Annotated in this window: 35 protein-coding genes and 1 pseudogene; 16 read left to right on the forward strand and 20 right to left on the reverse strand. The window is 58.1% G+C overall.

Annotation, left to right across the window (positions count from 1 at the left end; genetic code table 11):
* Nucleotides 1-25: 25 nt before the first annotated feature.
* From ACIQUS_RS25605 to ACIQUS_RS25630, 6 genes are all read right to left on the reverse strand, one after another.
* Complete coding sequence (locus ACIQUS_RS25605) at nucleotides 26-1,000, reverse strand: S49 family peptidase (RefSeq protein WP_403053444.1); 975 nt, start codon at nucleotides 998-1,000, stop codon at nucleotides 26-28.
* A complete protein-coding gene (locus tag ACIQUS_RS25610) occupies nucleotides 997-2,268 on the reverse strand; it encodes a phage portal protein (protein WP_403053447.1) in 1,272 nt (423 codons plus the stop codon). Before ACIQUS_RS25610 ends, ACIQUS_RS25605 begins: the two co-directional genes overlap by 4 nt.
* 2 nt (nucleotides 2,269-2,270) lie before the next feature.
* Nucleotides 2,271-2,459 (reverse strand): hypothetical protein, encoded by a 189-nt coding sequence (locus ACIQUS_RS25615; RefSeq protein ID WP_403053450.1) that lies wholly within the window; start codon nucleotides 2,457-2,459, stop codon nucleotides 2,271-2,273.
* Nucleotides 2,456-4,264 carry a terminase large subunit gene (locus ACIQUS_RS25620; RefSeq protein WP_403053453.1) on the reverse strand — a complete coding sequence of 603 codons (1,809 nt, stop codon included), beginning with the start codon at nucleotides 4,262-4,264 and terminating at the stop codon, nucleotides 2,456-2,458. The genes ACIQUS_RS25615 and ACIQUS_RS25620 overlap by 4 nt, the downstream gene beginning before the upstream one ends.
* On the reverse strand, nucleotides 4,224-4,691 hold the full coding sequence (locus ACIQUS_RS25625) for a phage terminase small subunit P27 family (protein ID WP_403053456.1): 468 nt from the start codon (nucleotides 4,689-4,691) through the stop codon (nucleotides 4,224-4,226). Before ACIQUS_RS25625 ends, ACIQUS_RS25620 begins: the two co-directional genes overlap by 41 nt.
* 143 nt (nucleotides 4,692-4,834) lie before the next feature.
* On the reverse strand, nucleotides 4,835-5,143 hold the full coding sequence (locus ACIQUS_RS25630; RefSeq protein WP_403053459.1) for an HNH endonuclease: 309 nt from the start codon (nucleotides 5,141-5,143) through the stop codon (nucleotides 4,835-4,837).
* 56 nt (nucleotides 5,144-5,199) lie between these two features.
* Between ACIQUS_RS25630 and ACIQUS_RS25635 the strand changes: the two genes are divergently transcribed.
* Entirely contained in the window at nucleotides 5,200-5,463 is a 264-nt protein-coding gene (locus ACIQUS_RS25635; protein WP_403053462.1) for a hypothetical protein, read from the forward strand.
* A gap of 440 nt (nucleotides 5,464-5,903) precedes the next feature.
* On the opposite strand, the gene ACIQUS_RS25640 is transcribed toward ACIQUS_RS25635, so the two are convergent.
* From ACIQUS_RS25640 to ACIQUS_RS25685, 10 genes are all read right to left on the reverse strand, one after another.
* Complete coding sequence (locus ACIQUS_RS25640) at nucleotides 5,904-6,227, reverse strand: phage holin, lambda family (RefSeq protein WP_403053465.1); 324 nt, start codon at nucleotides 6,225-6,227, stop codon at nucleotides 5,904-5,906.
* A gap of 173 nt (nucleotides 6,228-6,400) precedes the next feature.
* Complete coding sequence (locus tag ACIQUS_RS25645) at nucleotides 6,401-7,087, reverse strand: hypothetical protein (RefSeq protein WP_403053468.1); 687 nt, start codon at nucleotides 7,085-7,087, stop codon at nucleotides 6,401-6,403.
* 10 nt (nucleotides 7,088-7,097) lie between these two features.
* Nucleotides 7,098-7,415 carry a hypothetical protein gene (locus ACIQUS_RS25650; RefSeq protein ID WP_403053471.1) on the reverse strand — a complete coding sequence of 106 codons (318 nt, stop codon included), beginning with the start codon at nucleotides 7,413-7,415 and terminating at the stop codon, nucleotides 7,098-7,100.
* Nucleotides 7,412-8,701, reverse strand: coding sequence for a tyrosine-type recombinase/integrase (locus tag ACIQUS_RS25655; RefSeq protein WP_403053474.1), 1,290 nt, complete (start codon nucleotides 8,699-8,701; stop codon nucleotides 7,412-7,414). The genes ACIQUS_RS25650 and ACIQUS_RS25655 overlap by 4 nt, the downstream gene beginning before the upstream one ends.
* A gap of 76 nt (nucleotides 8,702-8,777) precedes the next feature.
* Nucleotides 8,778-9,074 (reverse strand): DUF1364 domain-containing protein, encoded by a 297-nt coding sequence (locus ACIQUS_RS25660; RefSeq protein ID WP_403053477.1) that lies wholly within the window; start codon nucleotides 9,072-9,074, stop codon nucleotides 8,778-8,780.
* Nucleotides 9,071-9,274 carry a hypothetical protein gene (locus ACIQUS_RS25665; RefSeq protein WP_403053480.1) on the reverse strand — a complete coding sequence of 68 codons (204 nt, stop codon included), beginning with the start codon at nucleotides 9,272-9,274 and terminating at the stop codon, nucleotides 9,071-9,073. Before ACIQUS_RS25665 ends, ACIQUS_RS25660 begins: the two co-directional genes overlap by 4 nt.
* The gene (locus tag ACIQUS_RS25670; protein ID WP_403053483.1) at nucleotides 9,271-9,939 is read right to left on the reverse strand and encodes a replication protein P; all 669 of its coding nucleotides are present in this window, start codon (nucleotides 9,937-9,939) and stop codon (nucleotides 9,271-9,273) included. Before ACIQUS_RS25670 ends, ACIQUS_RS25665 begins: the two co-directional genes overlap by 4 nt.
* Nucleotides 9,936-10,706, reverse strand: coding sequence for a helix-turn-helix domain-containing protein (locus tag ACIQUS_RS25675; RefSeq protein ID WP_403053546.1), 771 nt, complete (start codon nucleotides 10,704-10,706; stop codon nucleotides 9,936-9,938). Before ACIQUS_RS25675 ends, ACIQUS_RS25670 begins: the two co-directional genes overlap by 4 nt.
* Before the next feature lie 486 nt (nucleotides 10,707-11,192).
* On the reverse strand, nucleotides 11,193-11,621 hold the full coding sequence (locus ACIQUS_RS25680) for a hypothetical protein (RefSeq protein WP_403053486.1): 429 nt from the start codon (nucleotides 11,619-11,621) through the stop codon (nucleotides 11,193-11,195).
* A 323-nt stretch (nucleotides 11,622-11,944) separates the two neighbouring features.
* On the reverse strand, nucleotides 11,945-12,166 hold the full coding sequence (locus tag ACIQUS_RS25685; protein WP_403053489.1) for a transcriptional regulator: 222 nt from the start codon (nucleotides 12,164-12,166) through the stop codon (nucleotides 11,945-11,947).
* 95 nt (nucleotides 12,167-12,261) lie between these two features.
* On the opposite strand from ACIQUS_RS25685, the gene ACIQUS_RS25690 reads away from it, so the two are divergent.
* The 3 genes from ACIQUS_RS25690 (at nucleotide 12,262) to ACIQUS_RS25700 (ending at nucleotide 13,834) form a co-directional block, all read left to right on the forward strand.
* Entirely contained in the window at nucleotides 12,262-13,107 is an 846-nt protein-coding gene (locus ACIQUS_RS25690; RefSeq protein WP_403053492.1) for a S24 family peptidase, read from the forward strand.
* A gap of 105 nt (nucleotides 13,108-13,212) precedes the next feature.
* Nucleotides 13,213-13,524 (forward strand): hypothetical protein, encoded by a 312-nt coding sequence (locus tag ACIQUS_RS25695; RefSeq protein ID WP_403053495.1) that lies wholly within the window; start codon nucleotides 13,213-13,215, stop codon nucleotides 13,522-13,524.
* Entirely contained in the window at nucleotides 13,511-13,834 is a 324-nt protein-coding gene (locus ACIQUS_RS25700) for a hypothetical protein (RefSeq protein ID WP_403053498.1), read from the forward strand. Before ACIQUS_RS25695 ends, ACIQUS_RS25700 begins: the two co-directional genes overlap by 14 nt.
* Before the next feature lie 162 nt (nucleotides 13,835-13,996).
* Here the strand turns inward: ACIQUS_RS25700 and ACIQUS_RS25705 are convergent, their stop codons facing one another.
* Nucleotides 13,997-14,218 (reverse strand): hypothetical protein, encoded by a 222-nt coding sequence (locus tag ACIQUS_RS25705; protein WP_403053501.1) that lies wholly within the window; start codon nucleotides 14,216-14,218, stop codon nucleotides 13,997-13,999.
* 884 nt (nucleotides 14,219-15,102) lie between these two features.
* The gene (locus ACIQUS_RS25710; RefSeq protein WP_403053504.1) at nucleotides 15,103-15,417 is read right to left on the reverse strand and encodes a DUF1654 domain-containing protein; all 315 of its coding nucleotides are present in this window, start codon (nucleotides 15,415-15,417) and stop codon (nucleotides 15,103-15,105) included.
* Nucleotides 15,418-15,895: 478 nt separating this feature from the next.
* Here ACIQUS_RS25710 and ACIQUS_RS25715 point away from each other — a divergent pair, with 478 nt between their 5' ends.
* From ACIQUS_RS25715 to ACIQUS_RS25755, 9 genes are all read left to right on the forward strand, one after another.
* Nucleotides 15,896-16,336, forward strand: coding sequence for a tellurite resistance TerB family protein (locus tag ACIQUS_RS25715; protein WP_403053507.1), 441 nt, complete (start codon nucleotides 15,896-15,898; stop codon nucleotides 16,334-16,336).
* Nucleotides 16,333-16,620 carry a hypothetical protein gene (locus tag ACIQUS_RS25720; RefSeq protein WP_403053510.1) on the forward strand — a complete coding sequence of 96 codons (288 nt, stop codon included), beginning with the start codon at nucleotides 16,333-16,335 and terminating at the stop codon, nucleotides 16,618-16,620. The genes ACIQUS_RS25715 and ACIQUS_RS25720 overlap by 4 nt, the downstream gene beginning before the upstream one ends.
* Nucleotides 16,614-16,799: a carbon storage regulator CsrA gene (gene csrA / locus ACIQUS_RS25725; protein WP_403053513.1), complete on the forward strand. Its 186-nt coding sequence runs from the start codon at nucleotides 16,614-16,616 to the stop codon at nucleotides 16,797-16,799. Before ACIQUS_RS25720 ends, csrA begins: the two co-directional genes overlap by 7 nt.
* 157 nt (nucleotides 16,800-16,956) lie before the next feature.
* On the forward strand, nucleotides 16,957-17,808 hold the full coding sequence (locus tag ACIQUS_RS25730) for a ParB/RepB/Spo0J family partition protein (protein WP_403053516.1): 852 nt from the start codon (nucleotides 16,957-16,959) through the stop codon (nucleotides 17,806-17,808).
* A 6-nt stretch (nucleotides 17,809-17,814) separates the two neighbouring features.
* Nucleotides 17,815-18,198 (forward strand): response regulator transcription factor, encoded by a 384-nt coding sequence (locus ACIQUS_RS25735; protein ID WP_403053519.1) that lies wholly within the window; start codon nucleotides 17,815-17,817, stop codon nucleotides 18,196-18,198.
* 27 nt (nucleotides 18,199-18,225) lie between these two features.
* Nucleotides 18,226-18,495, forward strand: a complete 270-nt coding sequence (locus tag ACIQUS_RS25740) for a hypothetical protein (protein WP_403053522.1) — start codon at nucleotides 18,226-18,228, stop codon at nucleotides 18,493-18,495.
* Nucleotides 18,496-18,721: 226 nt separating this feature from the next.
* Complete coding sequence (locus ACIQUS_RS25745; protein ID WP_403053525.1) at nucleotides 18,722-19,183, forward strand: hypothetical protein; 462 nt, start codon at nucleotides 18,722-18,724, stop codon at nucleotides 19,181-19,183.
* An 88-nt stretch (nucleotides 19,184-19,271) separates the two neighbouring features.
* A complete protein-coding gene (locus ACIQUS_RS25750; protein WP_403053528.1) occupies nucleotides 19,272-19,619 on the forward strand; it encodes a hypothetical protein in 348 nt (115 codons plus the stop codon).
* Between the two features lie 31 nt (nucleotides 19,620-19,650).
* Nucleotides 19,651-20,466, forward strand: a complete 816-nt coding sequence (locus ACIQUS_RS25755; protein ID WP_403053531.1) for a DUF2303 family protein — start codon at nucleotides 19,651-19,653, stop codon at nucleotides 20,464-20,466.
* Nucleotides 20,467-20,539: 73 nt separating this feature from the next.
* Here the strand turns inward: ACIQUS_RS25755 and ACIQUS_RS25760 are convergent, their stop codons facing one another.
* Nucleotides 20,540-21,406, reverse strand: coding sequence for a hypothetical protein (locus tag ACIQUS_RS25760; RefSeq protein WP_403053534.1), 867 nt, complete (start codon nucleotides 21,404-21,406; stop codon nucleotides 20,540-20,542).
* A 47-nt stretch (nucleotides 21,407-21,453) separates the two neighbouring features.
* Between ACIQUS_RS25760 and ACIQUS_RS25765 the strand changes: the two are divergent.
* Nucleotides 21,454-21,784: pseudogene (locus ACIQUS_RS25765) on the forward strand (DNA cytosine methyltransferase); the annotation flags it as partial.
* Between the two features lie 132 nt (nucleotides 21,785-21,916).
* On the opposite strand, the gene ACIQUS_RS25770 reads toward ACIQUS_RS25765, so the two are convergent.
* The gene (locus tag ACIQUS_RS25770) at nucleotides 21,917-22,579 is read right to left on the reverse strand and encodes a hypothetical protein (RefSeq protein WP_403053537.1); all 663 of its coding nucleotides are present in this window, start codon (nucleotides 22,577-22,579) and stop codon (nucleotides 21,917-21,919) included.
* Between the two features lie 877 nt (nucleotides 22,580-23,456).
* Between ACIQUS_RS25770 and ACIQUS_RS25775 the strand changes: the two genes are divergently transcribed.
* Both ACIQUS_RS25775 and ACIQUS_RS25780 read left to right on the forward strand, forming a co-directional pair.
* Nucleotides 23,457-24,236 carry a DUF2786 domain-containing protein gene (locus ACIQUS_RS25775; RefSeq protein ID WP_403053540.1) on the forward strand — a complete coding sequence of 260 codons (780 nt, stop codon included), beginning with the start codon at nucleotides 23,457-23,459 and terminating at the stop codon, nucleotides 24,234-24,236.
* A 9-nt stretch (nucleotides 24,237-24,245) separates the two neighbouring features.
* Nucleotides 24,246-25,018, forward strand: a 773-nt coding sequence (locus tag ACIQUS_RS25780; protein ID WP_403053543.1) for a DNA cytosine methyltransferase, incomplete at its 3' end; no start/stop codon positions are given.

A 25,018-nucleotide genomic window follows, 5' to 3' on the forward strand; every position in this document is an offset into this window, starting at 1 on the left:
GTTAGGGTCACTGCCGCGAACGCGGTCAGAGTTGGGACTGGATACGGAACGCTGATGCCTGCACGCTGATTCGCTGTCTCGCCTGGACGCCACCTTGTCGCTGAACACGACTCAGGGCGACCGCTTTAGCCAGGTGGTCTACCGCAAACTGTGGAGACTCCAGGCGATCCGCCAAGCCGGCAGCAATGGCCGCCGCGCCGCGATAGCAACCCGCCTCGGTGGCAATGATGTCGCCCACGTCGCGGTTGCGGTACTCGGCAACGTGGGTGGTGAAGAGCTGGTAGCTTTCCTGCACGATGTCGTTGAGCACCTGAAGTGACTGTTCCGTGATTGGTTCGTTTGGGCTCAAGTCATTCTTGTGCGCCCCAGCAAATACCGTGGTGACTTTGACGCCCATGCCTTCCAGCATCCTGGTTCGGTCCATGTGACTGGCAATCACGCCGATGGAGCCCACGCCTGATGTCAGGCTGACTACAACATCAGTGCAGGCTGCGGCAATCAGGTAGCCGCCGGAGTACGCCATGAAATTGACCAAGCCAGTAACCGGCTTGATCTTGGTTGCCGCACGAATATCCGCCGCCAGCTCAAAGGCACCGACTGCGCTTCCGCCTGGGCTGTCGATGTCGAGTACGATGTGTTCGACCATAGGATCGGCCACCGCTATGTTCAGCGCAGCACGCAGCCCTTCATAGCTGGTCATTGTCTCGCAGGCATTCAAATGACTGCCGCGGCTGACGAGCACGCCATGCACTGGTATTACTTCGACGCCGGTTTGCGCAATGACGGCCCGACGCTGCTCTTCGCGGCGATCCTGTTGGGCCTGGTAGTCGTCATCGTCATAAAACAGATTGGGGTCGGTGGCTGCTCCACCCATGCTCAGGTTGACGATGTTGAGACTCATAGTCTGGTTGGCCCAGCGCACGGCCAGGTCCAGCATGTCAGGGGTGGTCAACAGCGGCTGGTTGAACAGCAGACTGGCGGCGCGCAGGTGTCGTTTCATGCGGCAAGCATCCTCAAGATGTCGTCGCGCTGCTGCTCGAGTTGAGCGCGGACGTCGGGGTTGTTCATATTGGGTAAGCCTTGCGCCACGTCAGTCATGTTCAGCGGTTGCAGGTAGCTGTCGCCATTGGCCACTGGCGGCATGTTCTCCAGCCGACGAATGTCGTTGATTGACAACCAGCCCCATTGCCGACCGATCGCATACGCGTCGTATCGGCTCTTCTGGTCGCCGCGCAATAGGCCTGACAGGTTGAACTCGATGAAGTAATCGTGCCGCTCAGCGGGAAGGAGAAAATCCCGCATCATCGCCTGCTCATGGCGCTTGACCCACGGCATCAAGGCGAAGATCACGTATTGAATGAGCAGTTGTTCGAGGCTGTTGTAGCTGGCCTTCTCCAGGTCGTTGACCATGTGCGGAGGGATCTTGTAAATACGCGCCAGATCCAGGCCGGTAACCTTGAGAATTCCGAGCAGCTCGGAGTCGACGTTGTTCATCGAAACAGGCTTGAAGGTCATACCTTCCTGGAGCATGGCGACCTTTTTGGCGTTGTCGATACCGGAGAACTTGCTTCCCCACTGATCAAGAATGCGATCAATGCTGACCTGCTCCTTGATCGGCGGAGCTTCCCGCGGACGTTCGATCACACCACTGACGGCGGTACCGTTGGCAAATGATTTGCCTGCATACTGCCGCACTGCCTGGGCCAGCCCCACTGCATCTGCATGCAGTTCAACAGGCGACAGACCGGTGTAATGGTTCTTAGTGTGCCAGCGCACATGGTGAATCAGGCGCATCGGCAACGGCTCATGACCACCAATGCGATACACCGGCCGCAGGTCACCACCTTTGAGCACCTGCACCTTGTCGTTGTGCAGTGGGTACAGCGCTTTAACCGAGCCGTCATCGGACCGCTCAATATAGCTGTAGCAATTGCCCCTCAACCCCAGTGCCAGCTGCCCGCTTTCGCGGTACTCGTAGGGTGTCTGCCAAGGGTTTGGCTGATAGCGCAGCACGTCGTAGAGCGGGTGACCTGAAGCAACCTCACGCTTTCCTTCGCCGAGCCGTCGGTACAACTCCAGCGGCAATTGCCCGACGCTTTCAGCCAACAGCGTGACGCAATTCTGCAGCACGGTGACCGCCAGGGCGCTATCAGGGGTAACGGCCACTCCGGCAGCCGACCGACCGGAGCCAATCAGCCCACGCCAAAAGCCACTGCTGCCATCGGATACCACCCCCTTATTGGCACCGAGCAAATTACTGAAGAACATGCTCAGTCCCCCTCTGAAATACGTTTGCACTCAATACGGGCGGCGGCCTTGTCGGCCAGCCAAGCCCAGCCGATCAGGCCAACACCCGCAACGATGAATGCCGCAGGCACGTGGATAAGAGCGACACCGGCGACCAACAGCCCGAAGCCAGCCAGACCGGCCAGCCAGGCCGCGATTGCGATGATGTTCAAACCCCGACTCCTTCGTCGTAGATGGATGTGCCACTACTGCCACCGGAGGCTGCACCGCTGACACCAGCCGCCATGATGGCGGCGATGATCCCGTCAATACGACCGGTAGCCTTGGCCTTGTCTGCTTTGCGGTTGTTCGCCGGATCAGAAACGATCACCGCGTTACCCGCGCACCAGGTCATGACCGGGTTACCGTCATGGCGCAAGGACTCAACCGTTTCAAAGGTAGGGGCATCATCAAAGAATTCAGCTGATGCCTCGCCCTCCTCAGGTGGGAGTGTTTCTATCCCAAGCAAGCGGCGTTCGAACTCATCCACCGCAGGCCCCATGTCCTTGAACCCCTGCCCGAACTCAATCAACGGTGGCAAGGTGATGTCGTATTCGGCCATCAATTGGCGCATGTCTTCGATGCGCCATCGGTCGAAAGCAATCTTGTCTACCTGAAAGAAGTCGCAGATGGTCTGCATCCGGCGAAGTACGTGCAGCTTGCTGATGGCCCGACCCGGCGTTGTTTCGAGATCCCGCGATTTGATCCAGGCGGCGTAAGGCACCTTGTCCCGAACCTCGCGTTTGTCCAGCTCGAAGTCAGGAATCCAGAAGTACGGAAGCAGTCGCCAGTGCGGATCCTCAAAGGTGGGGTAGAACAACAGAACAAAGGCGGTCAGGTCAGTGGTGCTGGAAAGGTCCAGCCCGCCCACGCACGGACGATTGCGCAAAACCGACATTGGTACGCGCTCTTCAGCCTGACTCCACACATCCCATGAGATCCACGGAGACTCGGCGCCCGTCCATTCGCAGAAGTTCAGCCGCCTGACCATGGCCTCTTTACTCGGCATCCCGCGTGCCTCCGTCACCTGTTCACGCAGGTACTTCATGCCAGGCAGGTCGGCATCCTGCAGCGACGGGTTCGACTTAAACCAGCAGCTTTCATCCTTGATCGGATCATCGCCCTCGTCCAGTGAGCAGATGTAGGCAAAGAAGCCGTCATCGATCAACTGACCGGATGCGACCCTGGCGCCGTACTCGTGATATTCCCAGCACGGCCCGCGCTTGTTCGAACCACTGTTGGTGATCATGAAAATGAGTGCTTGTTTGCGGCTCTTGGTGCCGGCCCGCATCATTTCTACGACAAGGTTGGTCTTGTGCTCATGCACTTCATCAATCAGTGCCATGTGCGGCCTGGGGCCGGATTGGCCGTCATCCGAACTGATCGGCCGGAAGAACGAGCCCGACTTCAGGTAGGCCAGGTTCCAGATGTTCTGGCCGGTACCGCTGCACGCCAGGCGCTTGGTCAACTCCGGTGACTGCTGGACCATGGCGACGGCATCGCGGAACAGGATCATTGCCTGATCTTTTTTGGTCGCCGCCGCGTAAATTTCCGCTCGCGCCTCATTGTCTGAAACCAGCCCCTTAAGCCCAACGCCCGCAGCTAGAGGCGACTTTCCTGAGCCCTTGCCGCTCTCGACGTACACCACACGAAAACGTCGATAGCCATCAGCGGCCTTCCAACCAAAGATGCTGCCGACAATGAATTTTTGCCAAGGCAGCAACTCGAATGGCAACCCTTCGAATTCGCCACCGTTGAGCTTCAGGACCGTGCGGTAAAACCGGATGGCCTTGTTGGCGTCGTCCAAGTCCCACACCAGCCCCCGCTTGTGCCCCTCTTTCAAGTCCTTCAGATGACGCGCACAGGCATTCCGTATGTCCGGCCCGGCAATCCTCTGCCCCGAATGCACCTCTTGCGCATATTGGGTTGCGGGGTCATCAACCGAAGAACTCCGCGAACTGGTCTTCTTTTGGCTCATCGTCTTTCACTTGAACCTTGGATCGAGCAGCCGGGGTAAGGCCGAACTCAACCAGGTAGCTTTTGAAACGCCGGTCGGCGTCCGCGAGCATGGCCACAGCCGGGTTGGCTTTAATCACCAGCTCACCCTGGGTGCTGGTGGTCTCGTAGGTGCGCCCGTTGGTGTCGACCAACTCACGCAGGGCGAGAATCTCTGCGTAGCAGTCGCAGAGGCGCTCGAGCGCGAAACCATCGGCCTCGGTGAGGACACCCATACGGTCGAGCAGGACCGTAAGCCGGCCCCAGGCCACCTGCCCTTCATTGGTCAAATGCCCCGGGGTGCTGGGGATGCGCTTGGCTGGCAGAGGCTCTTTCTTGTTGATGGGGCGCTTGCCGGGATTCCCTCTGACCAGCTTCAACTCTGTCGGGGTGGGTCGTCTCCCTGCCATTTTTTGCTTCCAAAAAAAAACTTTTCATTTCGCGGCTTTGTGCAAAGAGAGGGGCATGCGGTCTGGAGTGAATTTCGACCAGACTTTTCCACCCCCCCTACCCTGAGCACGTCGCTCGCCACGCACCAGGACGTTGCGCAGGGTCAGCGATTCCAGTGGTGCCGAGGATCGAGTGGCCTACCGCTAACGTCACAACCTGCCTCACGCCCCGACTTCTCCAGGCGCTGCTTGTACGAGCTGTGGCAATTGGTGCAAAGCGATTGCCAGTTACTCCGATCCCAGAACAACGCCATGTCTCCGCGATGCGGGGTAATGTGGTCGACTACGCTGGCCGGCTCAATGAGACCCAGCTTCTCGCATCTGATACACAGGGGATGCTTGCGCAGCCAACCTTCTCGGGTTTGTTGCCAGCGGTAGCCATAAGGGCTCGCGATCTTTGTAGATGTACTCATTTGCACCTCAAACAATTACGCTCTTGACTTCCACCCGATACGAACCAGGAGGTTTCATGACGCAACTGACCGAAGATCAAATAAAGATCCATGAACTCAAAGGAGACATCGAAGCACTGACCTGCCTTATCTCTGCCATCGTCAAAACAATGCCCGTGGCTCAACTGGAGCAACTGCCCAAGGCATTTCACGATCAGGTGGGACTCGCACGACTGAACCGGATCGACGGGCCACGCTCTGCAATGGCATCAGGCTTCGAAGTCCGCATCACCGAGGTTGACTCCACCGTGCTTTCTCCAGAGACCTACAAAGCGAACTAAGCGCTTCCTCGTCAGGCAATTTCGGCATCTCAACTGCCGTATCACCTGCAATCAAAGCTGCTGCCCAGCCAAGCACTTGGCGGGCAGCTTCCAGAGTGTTCTGTGGCAGGAGCGTAATATTGTCTGGCTTCCTGGAAGTCCCATGTAGCCAGTAGTGGACCCGCATCAAATGCGTTGTCCGGCGTAAAGCATCGGCAATAATCGCAATGTTTTCTTGACTTACTGCCGAATCAATCAGTGTTCCGTCCGGCTTGAACTGAAGGCTCATCTCGTCACCTCTTTTTACTAAGAATTACGACCGCACGCAGTTCGCTGCTGTCGTTAGCTCCTGCCACTGACACCCAATGCGGACTGAAAGGATGTTCACCCAGGAAGCTTTGCCAGCGGTAGCCATAGGGCTTTGGCTGCTTGACTCCATCAGGCGAAGGTAATGACATCCATCACCCCTCAGCCTTTCGGCTGATGAATCGGTCAGAGTAGTCGCGCAGCTTCTCGACGCCGATGAATCCGACCATACAGCCGGCAAAGACAGAGAGGTTGGGCGGCAGCGCGAAGTATTCCAGCACCGGCAACAGGCTGATGGCAATCAGGCCGCAGATCGCGCCCTCAAGGAATATCTTCCGGCCACGACCACCACCGTAGATGACGCGACACATCGCCACGGCAGCGGCTATACCACCGGTGTAGAGCTGCGGCTGGTGGGCAACCAACCAGGCAAGCACAGCGGCCCAAAGACCAGGATCTTTCTCAGGCATATGGGCCATCTCGGTTCCTCCCTTTCGGGGAGCGCAAACGAAAAAGCCCCGGCATTTGCCAGGGCCCAGTAACGACAAAGCCCGACGCAATGGCCGGGCTTTCGGTGGTCACTCCTCAACACGCGCAGGAATGACAGGATGGGGATAATTTCGCTCAGTCGCTCACTGATGTCAACAGCCAATCATGCGGCCTCTTTCATCAGCAGCCCTTCTGCCTCGAGAATCACCCTCACCTCAGCCAGGGCATCATTCACCATGCCATCGAGCTTTTCGTTGATCTGCGCTCTCCAGCGGCGACGTGTTGGCTCGGGCGTGGCATCTAGGTCCCAGGTGTTCATGTCGTAAAAGCTGTCGGCCAGAATGATCACGTCCTCTTCCAGCGCCTCGATCCGGCGCTTCTCTGCCTGACCGGCAGCGACTGCAGCATTCACCGTCGCATCCCGACGCCATGGTGAAGCGTCGAGCGGGACCTCAACCGACACCGAGCGCGGCGCCTTTCGGCGTGTGCCCTTCAGCTTCGGGATCGCCCAGGCCGTCACCGCTTTGTAGATGAACAGTTGCGGTGCTGGGCTGGCAATGAGCGGCCTTACCGCCGTGATCGCCTGAACCTTTTTCACCTTGCTTGTACTGTACTTCGCCACTAGAGCATCCCAATGCCGAGAGATCAGCAAGTGATGAAGTCGCGCCGACAGCCAGTAGTCCACCTGGGTACGCTCGAGGTCATGGGACTGTCCACCAAGTGACGCCAGACAGCCACCCTCCTCTTCGGCCGACTTGTAGAGCTTCTGCCAAGCCTGGCCCTTCGCCGCCCCCTTTTCCCCTGCAGCCAATGCCGCCACCACTGCTCCCGATACGCTGCTGTAGATCATGTCCTTCCCCTCAATCCCCGGTGTAGTTAATGCCACCGGCGCCCAGCCGGTTGCCTTCCTGATAACTCGCCTCCGGCCCAGTGGCCCGAGGATGTTTCAATTCGTTGATCTGCTTCTTCGCGGCCCGAAGATTCATGCCGAGCTGTGCCGCCAGTACATCCAGCGGCAGTGCCTGGCAGGTCCAGCCATCAATCCAGCCAGATGCGCTGCAGCTACCGCATTCCAGCTCATGGAAAACACCCTGCACTACGCCGCGACCCTTGCAGGCGGGGCATTCGGTCAGCCTGATCATTCGCCTTTTGAAGTCCGGTCCATGGCTCTTTTTCATGCCTTTGAATCCTCGCTTGTGGTTGATTCCTGAACCGCACCGCAGCCCTTGTGCTGCTTGGCCTCCAGGCAATTACCCGAATTTGCGTTTCTACCCTCCTTCAACCCGTGTATGCGGGAGAAACCCTTGCTGTCTAGAAACGCGTGCCACTGCTCCAGGGCGGCGCGCTTGCGTTCCTCGGCGGTGGTCTGGATGTAGGCCTGAACGTTGTGGCCCATGGCGTGGTTAATCAGCAGCTCGCCGATCAGGAAGTCGATGCCCTGCTCGGCCCAGCAGGTCCTGGCCAGCTTGCGCAGGTCGTGGCTGGTCCATTCACCCTGGCCCAGGCGGGTGAACACTTCCGAGGCCTGCTTCTCGCTCAGGCACTTGCCACTCTTGCCCGGGAACAGGTATTGGCCGGTGTATCCGCTGGCACGCTGGGTTTCGCGGTACCAGGTCAGCAGCGCGCATACCTGCTCGGTCAGCGGCAGCGAGTGCTCGGCGCGGGTCTTGGTGTTCTCCGCCGGCAGGTGCCAGTTGCGAATGGCCAGGGCGATGTGCGGCCATTGAGCTTGGCGGGTCTCGCCCAGGCGGTTGCCGTGGCACAGCATCAGCAGGGCAAGCATGGCGTCAGCGGGCTCGTCCGTGATGACCTCGGCCAGCTGGCTCAACAGGTCCTCGATCTGCACCGCCCGCAGACGCGCCGGCCGAGCCTTGATCTTGGCCTTGGTGAAGTCGCTGAACTTGATGCCGGCCATCGGGTTACGGGCGACCAGGCCCAAGGCATGGGCTTTGCGGAAGGCGTCGATCAGCAGGCCGAACACCAGCCGCACGTACTCCAGCGACAGCTGCTCCTGCATCGGCCAGACCAGTTGGTTATCCAGGGTGCTGTGGCTCACGTCAACGAGAGCGAGGCCGCCGATACGTGGTAGCAGGTGCCGGGCAATGGCCGACTTGGCCGTGGCACGCCGACTCTTCGACAAATTGCGCGTGCGCTCGACGCGATCAGCGAACCACTCCAGCAGCTCGCCGACTGTCTGCCAGCCCGAGACGGCGGCCTTGCCTTCGCTCAGCAGGCGCTGGCGAACGTCCGGCAGCGAAGCCAGCACCACCTTTGCCGACTGGTCCGGGTAGGTGCCGATCTTGTTCCACTGCTTGCGCACAACCAGGTACCAGGTACCGCGCGGGCGGTCTTCGGTGAAGCGCAGGTACAGCCCGGGGTGACGCGGGTCGCGCAGCAGAACAACGTCCAGATCGTCCGCCCGGCGGCGCAGTTCGGCATCGGAAAGCGCAACAACTACCGTCATGCGGCCTCCGTGGCTGTTTGAAGCAGGTAGGCGCGTATGGCTTTCGGCTTGAGCAGGTGGGGTTTGGCGGCGGTCATCATGCGGCAATCACCCCTTCAGCGATTAGTGCCGCCTGGGTGCGCATGACGCCCTCGGCGTGGAGCTTGCGAACCTCTTCACGCCCAACGACCTGGCTGCTGCCGTCGCATGCATCGTGGCAGGCGCTGCACGCCCAGGCTCCCGGCAGGTCATTCGGCTTGATGCCGACGCCGCAGGTGCCGGCCATGCGGTAATGGGCCAGCACCGTGGTTTCGGGATTGCCATTGCACACATCCGGGATACGCACTTGGCATTCCCGGCCGCGCGCGGCCTTGGTCAACTTGGTCTGTTTCATCGGCAGTCGTCTCCGGCCAGGTCAACAACGGTGAAGGTGGCCGGCCACATGCGCAGGCCGTGCAGGCGCGCCGATTGCTCGTCGCGGTACAGGCCAACGGGCGGTTGTGGCTGGCTGGTAAGGTCAAGCAAATGGCCACAGGCGTACAGGGCCCAGCGGTATTCGGAGAGGTCGGGGCTCATCAGCATTGGATCGATCATGGGCGAGCGCTCCGGCCAGCGCGCAACTGTTGCAGGGCTGCCCGACCAACATCGAGGGAGCGTGGCACCGTAGGAGCGGGAAGCTCAGCGGCCGGCACCGGGCCCAGGCTCTCGCCCTTCCAGATTTTTCGGCACTGCGCCAGGTAGTGCTTTTCGAAGCAGCTCATGCCGAGGTCGCGCGACATCAGTGGCAGGCTGTGGAAGCCGGTGGCTGCAGTAGCGTGGTAAACAGCTGGATGCATCCACTTTGCCGAAGCTCGCATCGCCGGGTGGCAGTTGCGCAGCCCTTGGGCGTAGGCCTTCTCGACGCTGGGCAGGCCCAGGCCTTCCGGTGCGAAACACCAGCTCACGAATACGCCCGGCGCCGGGACGAATGCCGACTTGCTCGCGCTCAACACTCGCATGCCGTGGTCGATCTGCTCCAGACGGGTGATGCCCGAGCGCATGAACTCGCCGAGCCATTCCAGCTTGGCCGCATCCATCACCGACGGGGTCGGCCAGGACTGCCGCCAAGCACCACAGGCGCCGCGCAGTCGCAGGAACAGGTCTTCGATCACCTGCTGGGTTGCCGGGTCAATCGGCATCGCCCCAGGCTCAACCGGTGGCTGGTAGGTCGGATCGGTCTTGCGGTTGACCAGGAGCTGGCGAACGTTGGTGGCAGTCACAGGCGAACCCCCTTGGCAGCCCAATCAGATTTGCTTTCGCCCTGCTCCACCTCGGCTGCGGCCTTGGCTTTCTCGGACTTGAGCCACTTGGCCAGCCGGAAGCACCAACCGCCGTCGCTGTCGAAGATCTTGGGCTTGGCGACGTAGTAACCCAGGAAGCTCTTGAACGATTCCTCGGTGAGCGCTTCCACGACGAGGCCCGCCAGGATCAGCTGGGCGGTGACCTTGTCGACCGGCGGATTCCACTCAGCAAACATGGCGAATCGCTGCAGGTCCGTCTGCGATTCCAGCGCCTGGCAATCCTGCCCCTCGATCACTTCCGACAAATTGCGCGGCGGCTGCTCTTCGGTTCCTTGATGGTTCACTGACGGATTGGGTGCAGCTGCTGCACCCCGTTCTGCGTTTTCCTGCACCCCGTTCTGCTGTGAGCTGCACCCCGTACGGTTATCTGCACCCCGTTCTTTACGAGGTGCAGCACTTGCACCCCGTTTCAGCTGGAGGTCATAAACCACTGGACGGCGATCACGGCGATCGATGTAGGCAGCGGCGATTGCCTGATTGCCTTCGGTGATCCACCCGGCCTTCTCCAGCTCATCCAATTTCACGCGTACAGTGCGCTCGGACAGGCCGGTGTCTTCCGAGAGGGTCCCGGCTGACGGGAACGCGCCGCGCCCGTCGCTTCCGGCGTAGTTGGCCAGGCACAACAGCACATGGCGTGCCGCAGGATTTTCTAGGGCTGCCTTAGGGATGGCCAGGGCCCAAGTCATGGCTTGAACACTCACGCCCAGCCCTCGATTTTGTAGGCGCCAGACTGACGCGACAGATTCGCCGCAATGCCGGAAACTGACGCGGCAGGCACGGTATTGATTGGCAGAAATTTGATTGGCATACTCACCTCTCAGCGCTGTAAAGAACTACGAAGAAGCCGGGGTGCCACCCGGCTTTTTTGTGCCTGCGATTCAGGCGTTGTAGGTGCCCGGCGCTTCCGTGGTAGCTTCCGATTCCCACACCACAAGGCCATCGGAGGCCGGACATGAATCAAGTGAGTTACGACGATGTATGGAAAGATCGACTTGAAGCCTTCGTCCGTAGACAGCTTCCTCAAGGCGCAACCGTCACTGACCAGGACTACCAGAATGCTGCTTGCGCGGCCTTCCCTGGATACCTTCTGTTTTGCTTCTGCGAAAAGTTCAGGCAGCAACATGCAACCCCATGGCAGAGATTCGAAGGCTTCGCACCGGCCCACCTGCATCTCATTGAGAAGCATCACTGGCTTCCCGATCAGGTCTTTGCTCTAGATGAAGAACAGCTTCTCCTGCTGCTTCACCGGGAGTTGGTTGAGCTTCGGCTTCCTGGGCAGGCCCACCAAAAGCTAGTGCGGGATTTTCAGTATCTGGGCATCCGCAACTTGCGTCTGAACCCACCTGAAGAACCTGCACGCGACTAGCCTTCCAGAAATCCGCCATAGCCTGACTGGCATGGCGGATCCGGTTGATCTCCAGCTCCAGCACAGCGATTCGATCTTCGTCAGGAAGACTGGTCGGCCAAACAACGAATGGCTTTCCTGGGTAATCAAGAGCCGAAACCCCCAGAATGATTTGCTGCGCCACCTCCACTGGAGTCCCGCGAGCTCTTGCGGATATGGCTTGAATTGCGATCTCGCGTGTTTTTGGATCAAACATTGCTTTTCTCCTGCTCTGGTGAGGCCCGACTTCCAGCATTTACTCTCGATTCAGGCGGTTGATTTCCCGCAGGCGCGACTTATCCCGCCGACTGAGCTGTTGCCCTCAGCGTTCGATGTCCCTGTGCGTCCTGATGTACTGCCGCCCACGCCCTTCCCCCTTATGGTCTTCCTGGTGCGAGTGGCTCAGTTGCCATCTACGCCCTTGTTGCTCATAGGTCCCCCGCTGATGGTGTCGCGCTCGCCGTTTTCAGCTGGATGAATTCACAGGTGTTTTAGGCATCTACTGGCGCAATGCCAAATCCAGGACAATCGGTTACATGATCAGGCCACCAGGTCGGCCCATGGAAACGAGGGACAGAGATCCGCTCGAGCTACTGCACCGTTCGTGAGCGCCTCGATCTGCAAGGCGCGCTTAGCTGGTACGGCTCGCTCTCCTGAACACCATTGATTTACGGTGGGCGCCGCAACGTTCAGCCGGCGCGCCAACTCCGCTTGGCTGCCCAGCAAGCGGGATGCTTCTTTGGCTGCTTCTGCTGAATTCATAGTCCTCTCCTGGAGATTTATCGATGAATATAAGGCATTACCTTATTATGAACAAGTCATTGCCTAACCGCAAAGCAGATAGGCTTAATTAGGCAATGCTTACCGGACCAGAATTAGGCGCCGCCATCGAGGCCGCGCGGATCGCCAAGGGCGTGTCGAAAAAGAAAATCGCAGACGACTTCCAGGTGAAGCCTCCGTCGATACAGGGCTGGGTGAAGACCGGGCGAATCGACAAATCGAAACTGATGGATGTGATCGCCTATTTCGCGGACGTGGTTGGTCCTGAGCATTGGGGGCTTCGCCCAGGCTTCACCTACGAGAGTCTGCCGGACGAGTATTCCGAGCCTTCAGCCGACGAGTCAGTTGCAACTTCCGCCGCCGATATGGTTCGCGTCATGCTCGCCAAGCAGGGCAAGGGCTTGTCAGAGAACGCTCGCGCACGGCTCATGGCTGCTGCCGAGGCGACCGATGGAGGGAATGTAATTGCCGTCGACTTCTCCCGGCCTGGCCTAGTTGGTGATGAGGTGTGGATCGCCCACTACGACGTGCGCGGCGCCATGGGCGACGGCGAAGTGACCCACGAGTTCCCCGAGATGCTGCAGGACGTCCGCGTCAGTCCCAGGCACCTTCGGGAGCTGGGCGTCGAGTTCAAGGAGCATTTCCACCTGAAGCTGGTTACTGGCTGGGGCCAGTCAATGGCGCCCACGATCAAGAACCGCGACCCGCTGATCGTTGATGTCAGCATCCGCGACTTTGCCGGCGACGGGATCTACTACTTCTCCTGGGGTGGCCACGAGTACATCAAGCGGCTGCAGATCGCCGACGAGGAGTACTTCGAGATGATCTCCGACAACCCGAAGCACAAGGATCGAATGATCCGCCGGGAAGAGACCTACATTCAGGCCCGAGTGCTCCTGGTCTGGAATGCTCATCTGGTGTAGTCATGCCCCTAACCAAGCCCAACCAAGACCTACGCCGTGATCTCCAGGGGCTGAATGCCGCTCAGGCATTCCGAATCTTTGTAATCAAAAATTAGGGAGAGCCCGATGGCGGAAGACGCCGAAGATGGAGAACTGCACGAGCTGAGCCGGATTAGCGCTATCAGACTCAGCCAACTGAACGCATTTTATGCAGAGCACGGGACCAAGAAGCCATGCTCAATTTGTGGCAAAACCAATTGGGTAGTAGTAGGCAGCGAGTTTCAACCAGCACCTATCAAGCTCTCCGCATACGATCGGGGAGAGGCGTTTGGCCTGGTGTTCATGCTGACTTGCAGTACCTGCGGCGATGCAAGATTCACAAATGCAGCTAATGTGCTGTCATGGATTGAGGCCGAGGAAAATAATGAGCGGCAATAACCTTTTCCATCTTCCGGACCGACGAGATGACAACCGAGGCGGTGGCGGCCATACTGGCGGCAATGGTGGAGGATCCGATATGGAAGCGCGCGTAGCAGCACTTGAAAAGGTGACTGTAGAGATCAGGGAAAAGCTCGTGAGGGTCGAGACCAAGCTGGAAGGCTTGGAGAAGAACTCTGCGTCCAAAGCAGATATCGCTGACCTAAAAACAGCCATCGCAGAAGGCTTCACATCTCAGACCAAGTGGTTCATTAGCACTGCCATTGCCCTAGCGGTAATCGCTTTCACTGCTGCCAAATTCATCAAGTAGGGCCAGATCGACATGCTCAGGAACGTCCGCTTCGGCGAGTTTTTTTCTGCCTGTCATCCTCCCGTCACACCGCTCCAGCACTATGACTAAGCCAAAGGGATTTGGCGCCGTCTACAGAGAGCCCGGTCGAGCGCCGGGCTTTTTCATTCTTGGCGCAAAAGCTCAAGCGCCCTGCCCCGCTCCTATGACAGCACTGGCATATCGATCTGTCGCCTTTATGATCATTGCGTTCTTCTCGTCAACGCTGATCAGGCCGAGTAGCTGGTAGATCCCAGCCAGCTTCACCAGGTGCTCATACTGCTCAGCCGCGTCCATCCGAATGTCTGGCGTATCGTAAAGCTTGTCCCAGGCCTTCAGCGCATTGCTTCTTTCGTCGCTAACCATGGCTGTGTCTCCAGCAAGTATTCTCGGTAGAGATAGCGACAACCTGGAAGGTTCAGAGAAATTGTGAGCGCCTGCCACTGAGCGGGCTTTTTGCTGCCTGCTATCCTGTCGTGACCTTTGGAGGATCAGCCATGGTCACCGACAAACTCACTCTATCGCTGCTTTCTCGACTAGCTGACGCACAGCTAGCCCTGGCCACTGGCATGAGAGGGGTTAACCCTACAACCCCGGGATACCCTGAGCAGGCCCTGCGGCAAATAGGTCAGGCTTTGGAGGAGATTGAAGCGGCTCTGATTGAGATCGGGGAGTTCAGGGATGCCAGCAACATAAGCCCATTTGCCAAACTACACTGATTGACCGAGCGCTGGGATCTCCGTCTCTTGCGGTCGGTATTAGCCCGACCCGAGCGGGCTTTTTGTTGCCTGTAATCCTCCCGTCACACCTATCCAGCACTATGACTGAGCCAAAGGGATTTGGCCCCGTCTACAGAGAGCCCGGCCAAACGCCGGGCTTTTCGTTTCTGCGAAATCCTATACGCGAAGCAATGACATCTGATCGTTGCTGGCTCGACTGGCAAGCCATATTGCTTGGACAGCCTGAGAGTATTGCCTCGTCGCTTCCAGGATCATGGCTTTCTTCTCCGTAGGGCTGATTAGACCTTCCTGTTGGAACTTGTGTGCCACCCTTACCAGTACCGTGTATCTATCCGCAACATTCAACCGAGTGTCTGGCGTCGCAAAAAGCTTGCGCCAGGCCGCTAGCGCTTTTCCTCTTTCGCCATCCATCATGGTGATCTCCACTGGGCTTTACCGGTAGAGACTTTCCGAGCCGTTCGGGTTCAGATTAATGGACAGCCCACCGCTTAGCGGGCTTTTCCATAGCCTTCAGAAAGGAGCCTCCTCCTCTTCAACCAGGTCTTCATCGCTCTCGAACGCCTGGCCATCATCCTCCAGCCTCTCCCACCGAACCGTCACACTCCCATCATCGCTGAAGGTCAGATCCAGCTCTGGCGTTTCCGAAAGCAGCCCCATCACCTCCTCCCAGTCCGCCTCTGCATCCGTATCAAGCTGGTGGATGGTCACCCAGCGCTGAGTCTGCGCGAGCGGGTGATTGATCATCGACGACACCCTAAGACCTAGGCGCTCAAGGCCGGTCATTTCCCGGCGCTGCTGGGGCGCCGATTTATTTTGTTTGGCCATTTTTAGCTCCTAATGCTGTACATGCATCCAGTAACAGGCAGAGCGTATATCAGCCACGAAAAAATGTAACCGCCTGCATGCAGCGTTAACTCAAATGTAAAATATTAGGCATTACCTATTTACATAAATTAGGCAATGGCTTACTGTTCATCTCAACACCTACTCACCACCGACCAGCGACAAACGCAACACCCGCTCTTTACACAACCTGACGTGAACCCGCGACGTACCGGACAACCCGGTGGCAACAAAGCTAAACCGTCGCCCATGCAGCCTCTGGACAGCTGCCGGACTCCCCTCATGGGAGGACGCCAAACCATGCAGCCAGCCGGGAAGAACACCGAACACGAAATGTGTGACCCGGCCAGGTGGGGATAGCCGCGGCAACAAGCATGGGGCGGAAAACAGATTTCACTGGCTGGCCTTGGCGACAGGGCCAGACGGGAAATCAACCGCACCACCTAAGAGAGGATTCACCATGTTGGGATTGAAAAAATTGCTCGGCAGGGGCCGCGAAGCACGGGCTGCGCTGGGTAAGCTGGAAAACCGCGACTTGCTCCAGGCCATCGTTTATGGCTGCTTCTATGTGGCAGCCGCTGACGGCGAAATTGAGCCGGCAGAGCTGGACAAATTCGACCGCCTACTGCGCAACGAACCCAAGCTGCAGGGCTTCGGCGCTGAACTGGGCAACCTAATCGACAAAGCCAAGGCTGACTTCAACGAAGGTGGCCCGCGCATCATCCGCATGAACGCCGAACGTGAGCTGGGCGACCTGGCCCACACTCCGGGCGATGCCGAGACGGTGATCAACTTCATGCTGACCATTGCCGAATCGGATGGCGAGATCGAGCCAGCAGAAATCGAGGTGCTGGAGCGCGCCGCGGCGAAACTGAATGTACGTCTCAAGGACTACCTGTGAAGGCTTACCTACGGGCCAAGCCTTTGCAAACCGCCCTGCTGATCATGCTCGTCATTTTGGCTTTCTTGATGATCGCTTCAAGCCTGATCAATCGGGGCTCCTGTGCCTGGCACGGCTACCAGACTGATCGCACAACCCGGTATGCAATTGGTGTTGGCTGCATGGTGAAGATGCCAACAGGCTGGACACCACAACGCGAACTGCGCACCGAGCAACAGAGCATCACTTCTGCCCATTCACCGAGTGGGCAGCGGGATGACAACCAAGGAGAAGGACCATGTTGATACTCACCCGTCGCCCCAGCGAAACCATCCGCATCAACGATGACATCAGCGTGACCGTGCTGGGTGTACAAGGGCAACAGGTACGCATCGGGATTGATGCCCCGGATCAGGTGATCGTTCATCGTGAAGAGATCTATCAGCGGATTCAGGATGAAAAGCAGGCGGCAGACGCAACCTAAGAACAACCAGCGCCACGTCAGCCTGACGTTAACTGCCCGATCTACCTGGTTCCCCATCGCCAGGCTGCATCGGAGAGCCTTCCCGACCCTACACAGACGTGTTCAGGGAGACAGGCGGGATCGGCTCTCCAATGCAGCCCAACGGAAGTGAATTGCGATGACCAAGTCATTCAAGCAAATGATCAAGGATGGCGATGTGCGCCGCGCAGACGCCATGAAGGTGAAGCTCGAAGACCTCTATGAGGAACCCGGCTTCAACCTGCGCACCGAAGGCGAAGCCCTCGAAGCGAGCATCGACGCCCTTGCGGAATTCATCGCTGGGGGCGGCCAGATTCCACCACTTGAGGTCCGGCCTCGCTCTGGAGGCGGCGTATGGGTTGTTGATGGTCATCGGCGGCGACGGTCGCTGATCAAGCTCGACCAAACTGGTCGCCTGTCGCGAACACCGAACAAGGACAACCCTGAAATCTTCGAAGCCTGGGTGCCGGTTACCGCGTTCGAAGGCAGCGATGCCGATCGCGTGGCGCGGATCATCACCAGCCAGGAGAACGAAAAGCTCTCCCCTCTTGAGCTGGCCGAGGGTTACAAGCGGTTGCGGGCCTTCGGATGGTTACCCGAGCAGATCGCCAAGAAGGTCGGCAAGACACGACAGCATGTCGAGCAGGTGCTCACGGTGGGCAACGCGAACACCGATGTGCAGAACCTTGTCGCAGCTGGGCATGTGTCGGCAACGACGGCTGCCCAGGTGGTGCGTGAACACGGAGACGGCGCGGGCAAGGTGCTGGGCGCCGAACTGGAGAAGGCTCAGGCCAACGGCAAGACGAAGGTCACTGCCGGCAGCATGAAAGGCCCTTCCATTCCGAAGCCCCGGCTCGAAGCCGTGCACACCGCATCACGCAATTTGATTGCATCGCTGGAATCGATCGACGAGGACACCCGCTCCCTCACCTTATCAACCGCGCTTGTCCTTCAGCTGCGCGAAGCCCTGGACGGCGCCAAACCGAGATAACAAATCATGGAAACGATCACTTGCGGCTCATGGATTGGCCAGCTCGGCAGGGCGCTGGCACCACGCGAGTTGGAAGCGCTGTTGTGGGTGGCCCAAGGCCTCACCACCAAGGAAATCGCCAGACAGATGGCGGTCAGCCCAGGCACCGTGGCCAACCGCATTGAGGCTGCGCTCTTCAAACTGGAAGCAGGTCGCCGCATCGAGGCCGTCACCAAGGCCATGCGCCAACAGATCATCAGCCCGCTTTGCATAGCGCTCGCCGGCCTCATCGCCATGCATGCGGTGATCGACGACAGCGACCCGATGCGCCGCGACCGCCGTGCACCGGAGCGCCGCACCGCCCAAGTCCGCATCGTGCGCAAAGCCGAAGCTTTCGAGCATCACGCCTGACCACTTCCCTACTCAGAGGAAATCACCATGCATCCAGCCATGCAGCAGCGCGTGGACGGCCTGGCCGCCCTGCGTGAACGAACTATCCTGGCCACAGCTGACTTCTACGCCAAGATCGGCCGGCCTGCTCCTGCAGCGGGGCCGCGTTACAAGGCCATGGCCAAGGGCAACGCCTGGCACATTGTCGATGTAGAAACCGGCAAGACTCGTTGCTTCTGCTTCAGCTACAAAGCGGCTGTACGGTTCGTTGATGCGCTGGAGGCAGCTGCAGATCGCAAGCTGGTTGGGCGGCAATGATCGGGGCGCCAATCCCTGACCCGCGCATCCAGGTGCTGGAGCAGCTGAATGCGAGCATCGCTCAGTTCTTCGCCAGCGGCGGCCAGGCCACACCGGCAGATAGCTTCCAAAGCACACCACCGCCGCAGCGATCCTCCCGGGTAGACCCCGAAACCATCCTGCAGCGCCGGCGCCGACGGCCAACCCCGGCAGAGCGCACTGCCCTTCGAAAAATGGCGGAGGACCTATGAGCAAGCGCAAGCCTCACAACCTGCGCGCCCGGATCGAGCGGTCTTGCCGGGCGCTCCTGGCTACCAACCACGTCGCCGTCGTGAACATTGACCCCAGCGGCCAGCAGGTCCTGGTCAACTGGAAGACCTGCAAGCAGATTCGCAGCCGCCAGATCGTCGATGCTGTGTGCGATATCCCTCACCGCTGGACCATCTACCTCAGTGTGATGTGCCAGAAGCCAAACGGTGAGCAGTACTGCAAGTCGGTCGAAGTCGCGCCCCAGGGCAACTACCTGGCTTCACACCTCACCGACGCGATCGAGGCCACCTACACGGAGCTGCGCGCCCAGTGCAACCAGATCCATGTCGTGGCCTCGGGCTGGATCGCCATTCCGGCAGACCTGACGCTTGAAGAGACCCAGGCCGGTGCAGTGTTCGAAGCCGTCGGCGCCTGGAGACAGGTGACGGTCGCGGCATGAAACGAATCACCAACCGCGTCCGGCACGGCCGACGCCAGCAATGGATCAATCTGCCGCCCAGCGGCATACAGCCCACGGAGAAGAAGCTATGCCAACCCCAACCGATACCGCCGAGTTCCTCGCGGAGCTTAACGGCGGCGCCTTCGCCAGCCAGATCGGCCACGCCCTTTCCGAAGTTGCCGCCGGCGTTGTCGATCACGGCAAAACCGGGAAGCTCACCATCACCCTGGACTTCAGCCAGATCGGCGAATCCTGCCAAGTGAAGATCAAGCACAAGCTCGACTACAAGGTGCCGACCAAGCGCGGTGCCCGCAGCGAGAACACCAGCCTGGATACCCCGATGCACGTCGGTACTGGCGGCAAGCTCTCACTGTTCCCCGAGAAGCACGACCAGTTGTTCACCCGCGAAGAAGCGCCGGTCCATCCGCGCGCCTGATCAACAACCTACCCGCTCAAAGGAAAACCGCATGTCTCTCAGCAAAGAAGCGCTTCAACTCATCGTCGACCAGGCTCTGGTAGCCGCTGGCAAGTCCCTCGACACCAGCACACCGACCGTACTTGTTCCCGACAGCGCCACCGTGGTGGACCTGGAACGCTATCAGGCTCACCGCAACCGCTTCCGTGGCACCTATACCACCCACTCCCTGGCCGACTACACCGCCTATGTGGTAGAGCGTTCGGCGCCGGCGGCTCGCGGTTTCATCGACCAGGACAACATGAGCTGCATCGTGCTGTTCAACCTGGGCACCCCGGATCAACCAGGCCACGCCGATGATCGTGCCATGCTGCGCCTGAAGGCATCGGCGGCCTTCGCTGCTGTACAGGCAGTGTGCGGCCAGAGCCTGGCCCAGAAGACACTGAGCGATTGGATCGAAGACTGGCACCAGCACCTGACAGCCACCGACGAGAACGGCGCCAGTATGTCGATCGCCAAGGCCATTGCCGCGGTACGTACCATCACCGTGAAGGCATCCTCGGAGAGCGACCACGCCGTCAGCGAGACCCGCGCCAGCCGTAGCACAATGGACCAGATCGAAGCCAGCAGCAAAGAAACCCTACCGGCCTGGCTCGACTTCAAGGTCATCCCGTTCGAGGGCCTGGGCGAGCAAGTGATCCGCCTGCGCGTCTCAGTCATCACCAGCGGCTCGCAACCGGTACTGAAGCTGCGCTGGATTGGCGAAGAGGCCCAACGCGAAGATATCGCGCAGGAGTTCAAGTCGGTACTGCAAGACAAGATCGGCAGCAATGCAGTTCTGTCTCTCGGCGGGTTCGATCCAAAATAACTTTTGCAGCGCCACACTTCTGAAATCAGAAGTGTGGCGCTGAATCAAGAGAAAACAGATACGAATATAAACCCTAGCTATCAGGCATGCATTCAGAACTATCGAAAGCAGCCTCTTTAAGCCTGGAAACCTTGGCAACAAAATCTGCCCTAATTCCATCAAAAATATCCTCACCAAATGGCTGCGAAGATGCAGAGCCAAACAACTGATAATCCTTATCCACTTCCGCCAACCAATTATAAGCAGAATGGTGCAAGGAGATATAAAACAACAAATCAATTTCAGCTGATGATAGGTGACTCAAAAGAGTCTCAAATGCAAATTTTTTACCCCCAACCGACACCTTTGCATAATATATATACCCTATGATATTGGACAAAGGATGCATGTATTCATAGATACCGTGCGAATAATTACGCTCCCAGCTATCGAAAGCGCATAAAGCTTTTGACGCGTGATCGGGATATTGCCCGCCTTCTATTTCTCTATACTCACGCGAGTACCCATACCTCAAATAGTTAAATGCAGAAACACCATGAACATCTTTGTAGTTATCATTTTTAGTAGAAAACTTTTTCTGCAACTCTAATTGAAAAGCTAACAACTGAAAAAAATTCGAGTCAAATTGTTGGCGCGAATAGTATTTATTTTGCTTAGCCAGAGCCTTCGCAGACGCCTTAAGCTCTTTAGTCGAACGTTTCAACTCCCGACTCTGCAAAACTATTGTGTGGAGCAGCGCAAAAAGCGCTGTAATAGAAAATAGTGGATTTAAAATACCCCCCACAAAATCACCAAACTGCCCCCACTTTTCTTGGGCATCAGCAGGCTGAACGCCAAACTTGGATACAAAAGAAACAATCAAAGCCAGCGCCACCAGCACAGCAGCAACAACCATAAGCCTTAGCCATGCTGGTATTTCCCATTTTTTAATCGCTTTCAAAGTCATTATCCATGTGAAAAAACCGACACATTTTAATAGGTTTCTAGATGATCACAGCAATAGATTTGTTCGCCGGCCTCGGTGGATGGAGTACCGGCGCGCGCGCCGCAGGTGTCCAGGTTTTCTGGGCGGCTAACCACTGGCGTGAAGCAGTGAAGTGACACTCAGCCAACCACCCACATTCCGAGCACGTTTGCCAGGATCTGCACCAGGTCAAATGGGAGCGGGTGTCGAAGCATGACCTGCTGCTGGCCTCTCCCTGCGGCAAGGCCATTCGAAGGCTCACGGCAAGAAGTCTGCCCCCAACACGACTCGTCGCGATCGACTGCCTGGGCGGTGGTGTCGGCCTTGGAGTTTCACCGGCCGGAAGCGGCACTGCAAGCCGGACTGAATGCCTCTGGCTGAATCCGGCATTCCAGCAGTTGAGCAGCCACAAACGCCTGACCCTCCGAGGCTGCCCGCTAGGACCTGACTCAGAGTCGCTTACACATTGAAAAGCCATCTACCAAATTATTTTTTATCCTGGGTTTCAATTTTCTGAAAACCAGAAACCAACTCATGTCTAACATCATTTACTGTCAAATAATCCGTAGTAGCAATCTTGACACTTAGAGCTAACAAAGCATCAGCAGATCTTCGAGCGATCCCCCGCTCCCTAACAACCCGGTCGTATGTTTCCCTTTCTGGACCACCAGAACTTGAAGCGATCACCTTTAAATTTTTCATGAGATACTCGTTTTTTCGATCAAACACTCGCTCATGTAAAATTATTTGCTGCTCAATAACTTTAATAGCAGTGTCTCTTGACGCACTAATCTGAAGTTTTCTCGAGTCATCTGACGCACCCTGAATCTGCTGCAACTGCGCATTAAAAGTATCTCGCTGCAGCTGGTTCATTCTTTCAAATTCTTTATTTTGAGCATCGAGCAATTCCCTTTGCAGGTACACAGTTTTCAAAACCGCAAGCAAAGTCACAAACGAAATAAGCGGACCAAAAACACCGCCAATATACCCACCAAAGTCCCCCCAATCACTCGAGCGCCCGGAAAACCCACCTGAAAAGACGTCACGATATAGAGCCACCGCAACAACAGATGATAAAAAAACGCTAAAACAAGACAAAAACCAAAAACTAAAAATCACACTAATAAATGATCTATTAACATTCTTCACACTCACCCCCTATGTGTCTCGCAGGCCACCATTCGAAACTTTTATCCAAGTGCCTCAAAGGTTATTTAAGACAATAAATACTATGGGCTCAACCATGGAGGTGCTTGCAGAAGCATCGAGGCCAAAGCCGAGGATTGGTACCTTCGGGTTTGGCATCTCACTTGTAGGCCCGGCTCTAACAGCCCACTCTGCGATCCAGCTAGCTCCCTTGACAGATCACCGAATCACTCCAGCCCGACGAAGGAATCCATGCTTTCAGTAATCAACCTGTCCGCTGGTCCCTGCTGAATCAGCGCAAGGCAGCCTGACCCTCCGGCGCTGCCCGCCAGCGCCTCAACCGTTTCCGTGGTCGTATCCACCAACGCCGCCGCCGACCAACTCAAGCTCGAACTGCGGCCCAGGTATGCCTGGCGATGAAGCGACCCAGCGAACTACATGCCGCGCATCGCATTTCGGGCAAATCACTTCGAATTGATCCTTGCTGTCATCCAGATTGAAGCGAAGCTCTTCATTACACTTTTTGCACCTGGCCATCTGAGAGCCCTCACGAAGGTATCCACTCAGCATAGCGCCTCCCCACATCAACGAATCACGCCACCCTGGCGAAGGTCCATCAGCGCCTCAGACACAACACATCAGCACTGGCTTCAGTGTTGGTTCCAGGTTGGCACAGATAGCGGACAGCGCGAGCAACACGTTCAGATAGGAATTGAGTTTGTTCATTTGGGCATAGCTCCGTATGGCGACAGGCGATTCCTGTCCATATAGAAGGCCAGAGCCATACCCCTCGTTTCCTCTTGGGCTTTTTCCACAACTCACCACTTCAACGAATCACGCCATCCCGGCTAGGGCGGCGCCTGCACGCAAGGACCACAACATGACCGAACAACAGCACGACGAAAGCAAGCTCGAGCGCGTCATCCGCAAGATCAAGCGCTGCCTGGCCCTCTCCAAAAGCTCGAACGAGAACGAAGCGGCCACCGCAATGCGCCAAGCCCAATCGCTGATGCGCGAGTATCGCCTCACCGAAATGGATGTGCGCTTGAGCGATGTTGGTGAGGTCGAGTCGGAGAAGGCCCGAGCTAAGAGACGGCCCACCTGGGATCGCCACCTCAGCTCAATTGTGGCCAAGGCCTTCGGCGTTCGGTCGCTCTCCCGTCGACACTGGTGTGATTCGACCGCTCGCGTGGTGGACAGAGCAATGTTTGTCGGCGTGACGCCGGCACCACAGATCGCGCTTTATGCCTACGAAGCTCTGCTGACCAAACTGACCCTGGCCCGGCGTGAGTACGTTTCGCAGGTTCGGGCAGGCAAGCGGCGCAGCTCCTACTCGCCAGAGACTGCAGGCGATCATTTCGCACTTGCCTGGGTATCGGCCGTGCACGGGAAGATTCACGAGCTGGTACCGCGCGGCGAAGAAGATCCAGCCCTTGCCCAGCACTCCAATGGGCGTGATCTGGTGGCGGTCGAAGCGCAGGACAAAGCGCTGATCGAGCAGTACCTGGCAGGCAGGGAGATTGGCAAGGCCCGCAAGGTCCGAGAGATCGATCTCGACCTGAATGCGCAGATTGCCGGACTACTCGCCGGCCAGCGCGTCGAGCTCCATCCAGGATTGGCGACTGGCGGCGAGAGCCAGCTCCAGCTGGCGAGCGCGTGAGGAAGCACCATGACCACAGCAATCGACCTGTTCGCCGGCCTCGGCGGATGGAGCACCGGCGCGCGCGCCGCAGGCGTCCAGGTTCTCTGGGCGGCAAACCACTGGCCTGAAGCCGTGAAGTGGCACTCAGCCAACCACCCACATGCGGAGCACGTCTGCCAGGATTTGCACCAGGCCAAATGGGAGCAGGTGCCGAAGCATGACCTTTTGTTGGCCTCGCCATGCTGCCAAGGTCACTCGAAGGCCCGCGGCAAGAAGTCGGGCAACCCGCAACACGACTCGTCGCGATCGACAGCCTGGGCCGTTGTGTCGGCCTTGGAGTTTCACCGGCCGGAAGCGGCACTGGTTGAGAACGTCGAAGAGTTCACTGACTGGGCACTCTACCCTGCTTGGGTATCAGCCGTTCAGGCGCTGGGCTACCAGGTCGCCCCGCACGTCGTGGACTGTGCCGACCTGGGCGTGCCGCAACACCGAGTGCGCCTGTTCCTGGTCCTGACTCGCAGCAAAGCCCCCCTGATGCTCGAGCTGCACCGGCGTCAGCATGTGCCGGCGGCCAGCTTCCTCAATTTCGACGCCGGGCGCTGGTCGCCGATCGAGAAGCCAGGCAGGGCCCAAGCCACACTCGACCGCGTGCGCAACGGGCGCGCCAGCTTTGGCGACCGCTTCATCATGCCCTACTACGGCAAAGGCTCCGGAACCACTGGCCGCAACATTAACCGCCCGATCGGCACCATCACCACCCTAGACCGCTGGGCCCTGGTCGACGGTGATCGAATGCGGAT

This window comes from Pseudomonas sp. NPDC090755 (assembly GCF_044769005.1).
In the GTDB taxonomy this organism is placed as follows: domain Bacteria; phylum Pseudomonadota; class Gammaproteobacteria; order Pseudomonadales; family Pseudomonadaceae; genus Aquipseudomonas.

Bases quoted from the DNA above. Each gene is read 5' to 3' on its own strand.
- ACIQUS_RS25710 (WP_403053504.1), bottom strand. From the start codon at position 15,417: ATGGCCAAACAAAATAAATCGGCGCCCCAGCAGCGCCGGGAAATGACC.
- ACIQUS_RS25695 (WP_403053495.1), top strand. From the start codon at position 13,213: ATGGCGGAAGACGCCGAAGATGGAGAACTGCACGAGCTGAGCCGGATT.
- ACIQUS_RS25630 (WP_403053459.1), bottom strand. From the start codon at position 5,143: ATGAGTACATCTACAAAGATCGCGAGCCCTTATGGCTACCGCTGGCAA.
- ACIQUS_RS25660 (WP_403053477.1), bottom strand. From the start codon at position 9,074: ATGAAACAGACCAAGTTGACCAAGGCCGCGCGCGGCCGGGAATGCCAA.
- csrA (WP_403053513.1), top strand. From the start codon at position 16,614: ATGTTGATACTCACCCGTCGCCCCAGCGAAACCATCCGCATCAACGAT.
- ACIQUS_RS25645 (WP_403053468.1), bottom strand. From the start codon at position 7,087: ATGATCTACAGCAGCGTATCGGGAGCAGTGGTGGCGGCATTGGCTGCA.
- ACIQUS_RS25730 (WP_403053516.1), top strand. From the start codon at position 16,957: ATGACCAAGTCATTCAAGCAAATGATCAAGGATGGCGATGTGCGCCGC.
- ACIQUS_RS25690 (WP_403053492.1), top strand. From the start codon at position 12,262: ATGCTTACCGGACCAGAATTAGGCGCCGCCATCGAGGCCGCGCGGATC.
- ACIQUS_RS25640 (WP_403053465.1), bottom strand. From the start codon at position 6,227: ATGGCCCATATGCCTGAGAAAGATCCTGGTCTTTGGGCCGCTGTGCTT.
- ACIQUS_RS25705 (WP_403053501.1), bottom strand. From the start codon at position 14,218: ATGGTTAGCGACGAAAGAAGCAATGCGCTGAAGGCCTGGGACAAGCTT.
- ACIQUS_RS25715 (WP_403053507.1), top strand. From the start codon at position 15,896: ATGTTGGGATTGAAAAAATTGCTCGGCAGGGGCCGCGAAGCACGGGCT.
- ACIQUS_RS25635 (WP_403053462.1), top strand. From the start codon at position 5,200: ATGACGCAACTGACCGAAGATCAAATAAAGATCCATGAACTCAAAGGA.
- ACIQUS_RS25680 (WP_403053486.1), bottom strand. From the start codon at position 11,621: ATGTTTGATCCAAAAACACGCGAGATCGCAATTCAAGCCATATCCGCA.
- ACIQUS_RS25650 (WP_403053471.1), bottom strand. From the start codon at position 7,415: ATGAAAAAGAGCCATGGACCGGACTTCAAAAGGCGAATGATCAGGCTG.
- ACIQUS_RS25625 (WP_403053456.1), bottom strand. From the start codon at position 4,691: ATGGCAGGGAGACGACCCACCCCGACAGAGTTGAAGCTGGTCAGAGGG.
- ACIQUS_RS25750 (WP_403053528.1), top strand. From the start codon at position 19,272: ATGCCAACCCCAACCGATACCGCCGAGTTCCTCGCGGAGCTTAACGGC.
- ACIQUS_RS25755 (WP_403053531.1), top strand. From the start codon at position 19,651: ATGTCTCTCAGCAAAGAAGCGCTTCAACTCATCGTCGACCAGGCTCTG.
- ACIQUS_RS25740 (WP_403053522.1), top strand. From the start codon at position 18,226: ATGCATCCAGCCATGCAGCAGCGCGTGGACGGCCTGGCCGCCCTGCGT.
- ACIQUS_RS25655 (WP_403053474.1), bottom strand. From the start codon at position 8,701: ATGACGGTAGTTGTTGCGCTTTCCGATGCCGAACTGCGCCGCCGGGCG.
- ACIQUS_RS25775 (WP_403053540.1), top strand. From the start codon at position 23,457: ATGACCGAACAACAGCACGACGAAAGCAAGCTCGAGCGCGTCATCCGC.
- ACIQUS_RS25665 (WP_403053480.1), bottom strand. From the start codon at position 9,274: ATGATCGATCCAATGCTGATGAGCCCCGACCTCTCCGAATACCGCTGG.
- ACIQUS_RS25610 (WP_403053447.1), bottom strand. From the start codon at position 2,268: ATGTTCTTCAGTAATTTGCTCGGTGCCAATAAGGGGGTGGTATCCGAT.
- ACIQUS_RS25735 (WP_403053519.1), top strand. From the start codon at position 17,815: ATGGAAACGATCACTTGCGGCTCATGGATTGGCCAGCTCGGCAGGGCG.
- ACIQUS_RS25745 (WP_403053525.1), top strand. From the start codon at position 18,722: ATGAGCAAGCGCAAGCCTCACAACCTGCGCGCCCGGATCGAGCGGTCT.
- ACIQUS_RS25605 (WP_403053444.1), bottom strand. From the start codon at position 1,000: ATGAAACGACACCTGCGCGCCGCCAGTCTGCTGTTCAACCAGCCGCTG.
- ACIQUS_RS25620 (WP_403053453.1), bottom strand. From the start codon at position 4,264: ATGAGCCAAAAGAAGACCAGTTCGCGGAGTTCTTCGGTTGATGACCCC.
- ACIQUS_RS25700 (WP_403053498.1), top strand. From the start codon at position 13,511: ATGAGCGGCAATAACCTTTTCCATCTTCCGGACCGACGAGATGACAAC.
- ACIQUS_RS25675 (WP_403053546.1), bottom strand. From the start codon at position 10,706: ATGACTTGGGCCCTGGCCATCCCTAAGGCAGCCCTAGAAAATCCTGCG.
- ACIQUS_RS25685 (WP_403053489.1), bottom strand. From the start codon at position 12,166: ATGAATTCAGCAGAAGCAGCCAAAGAAGCATCCCGCTTGCTGGGCAGC.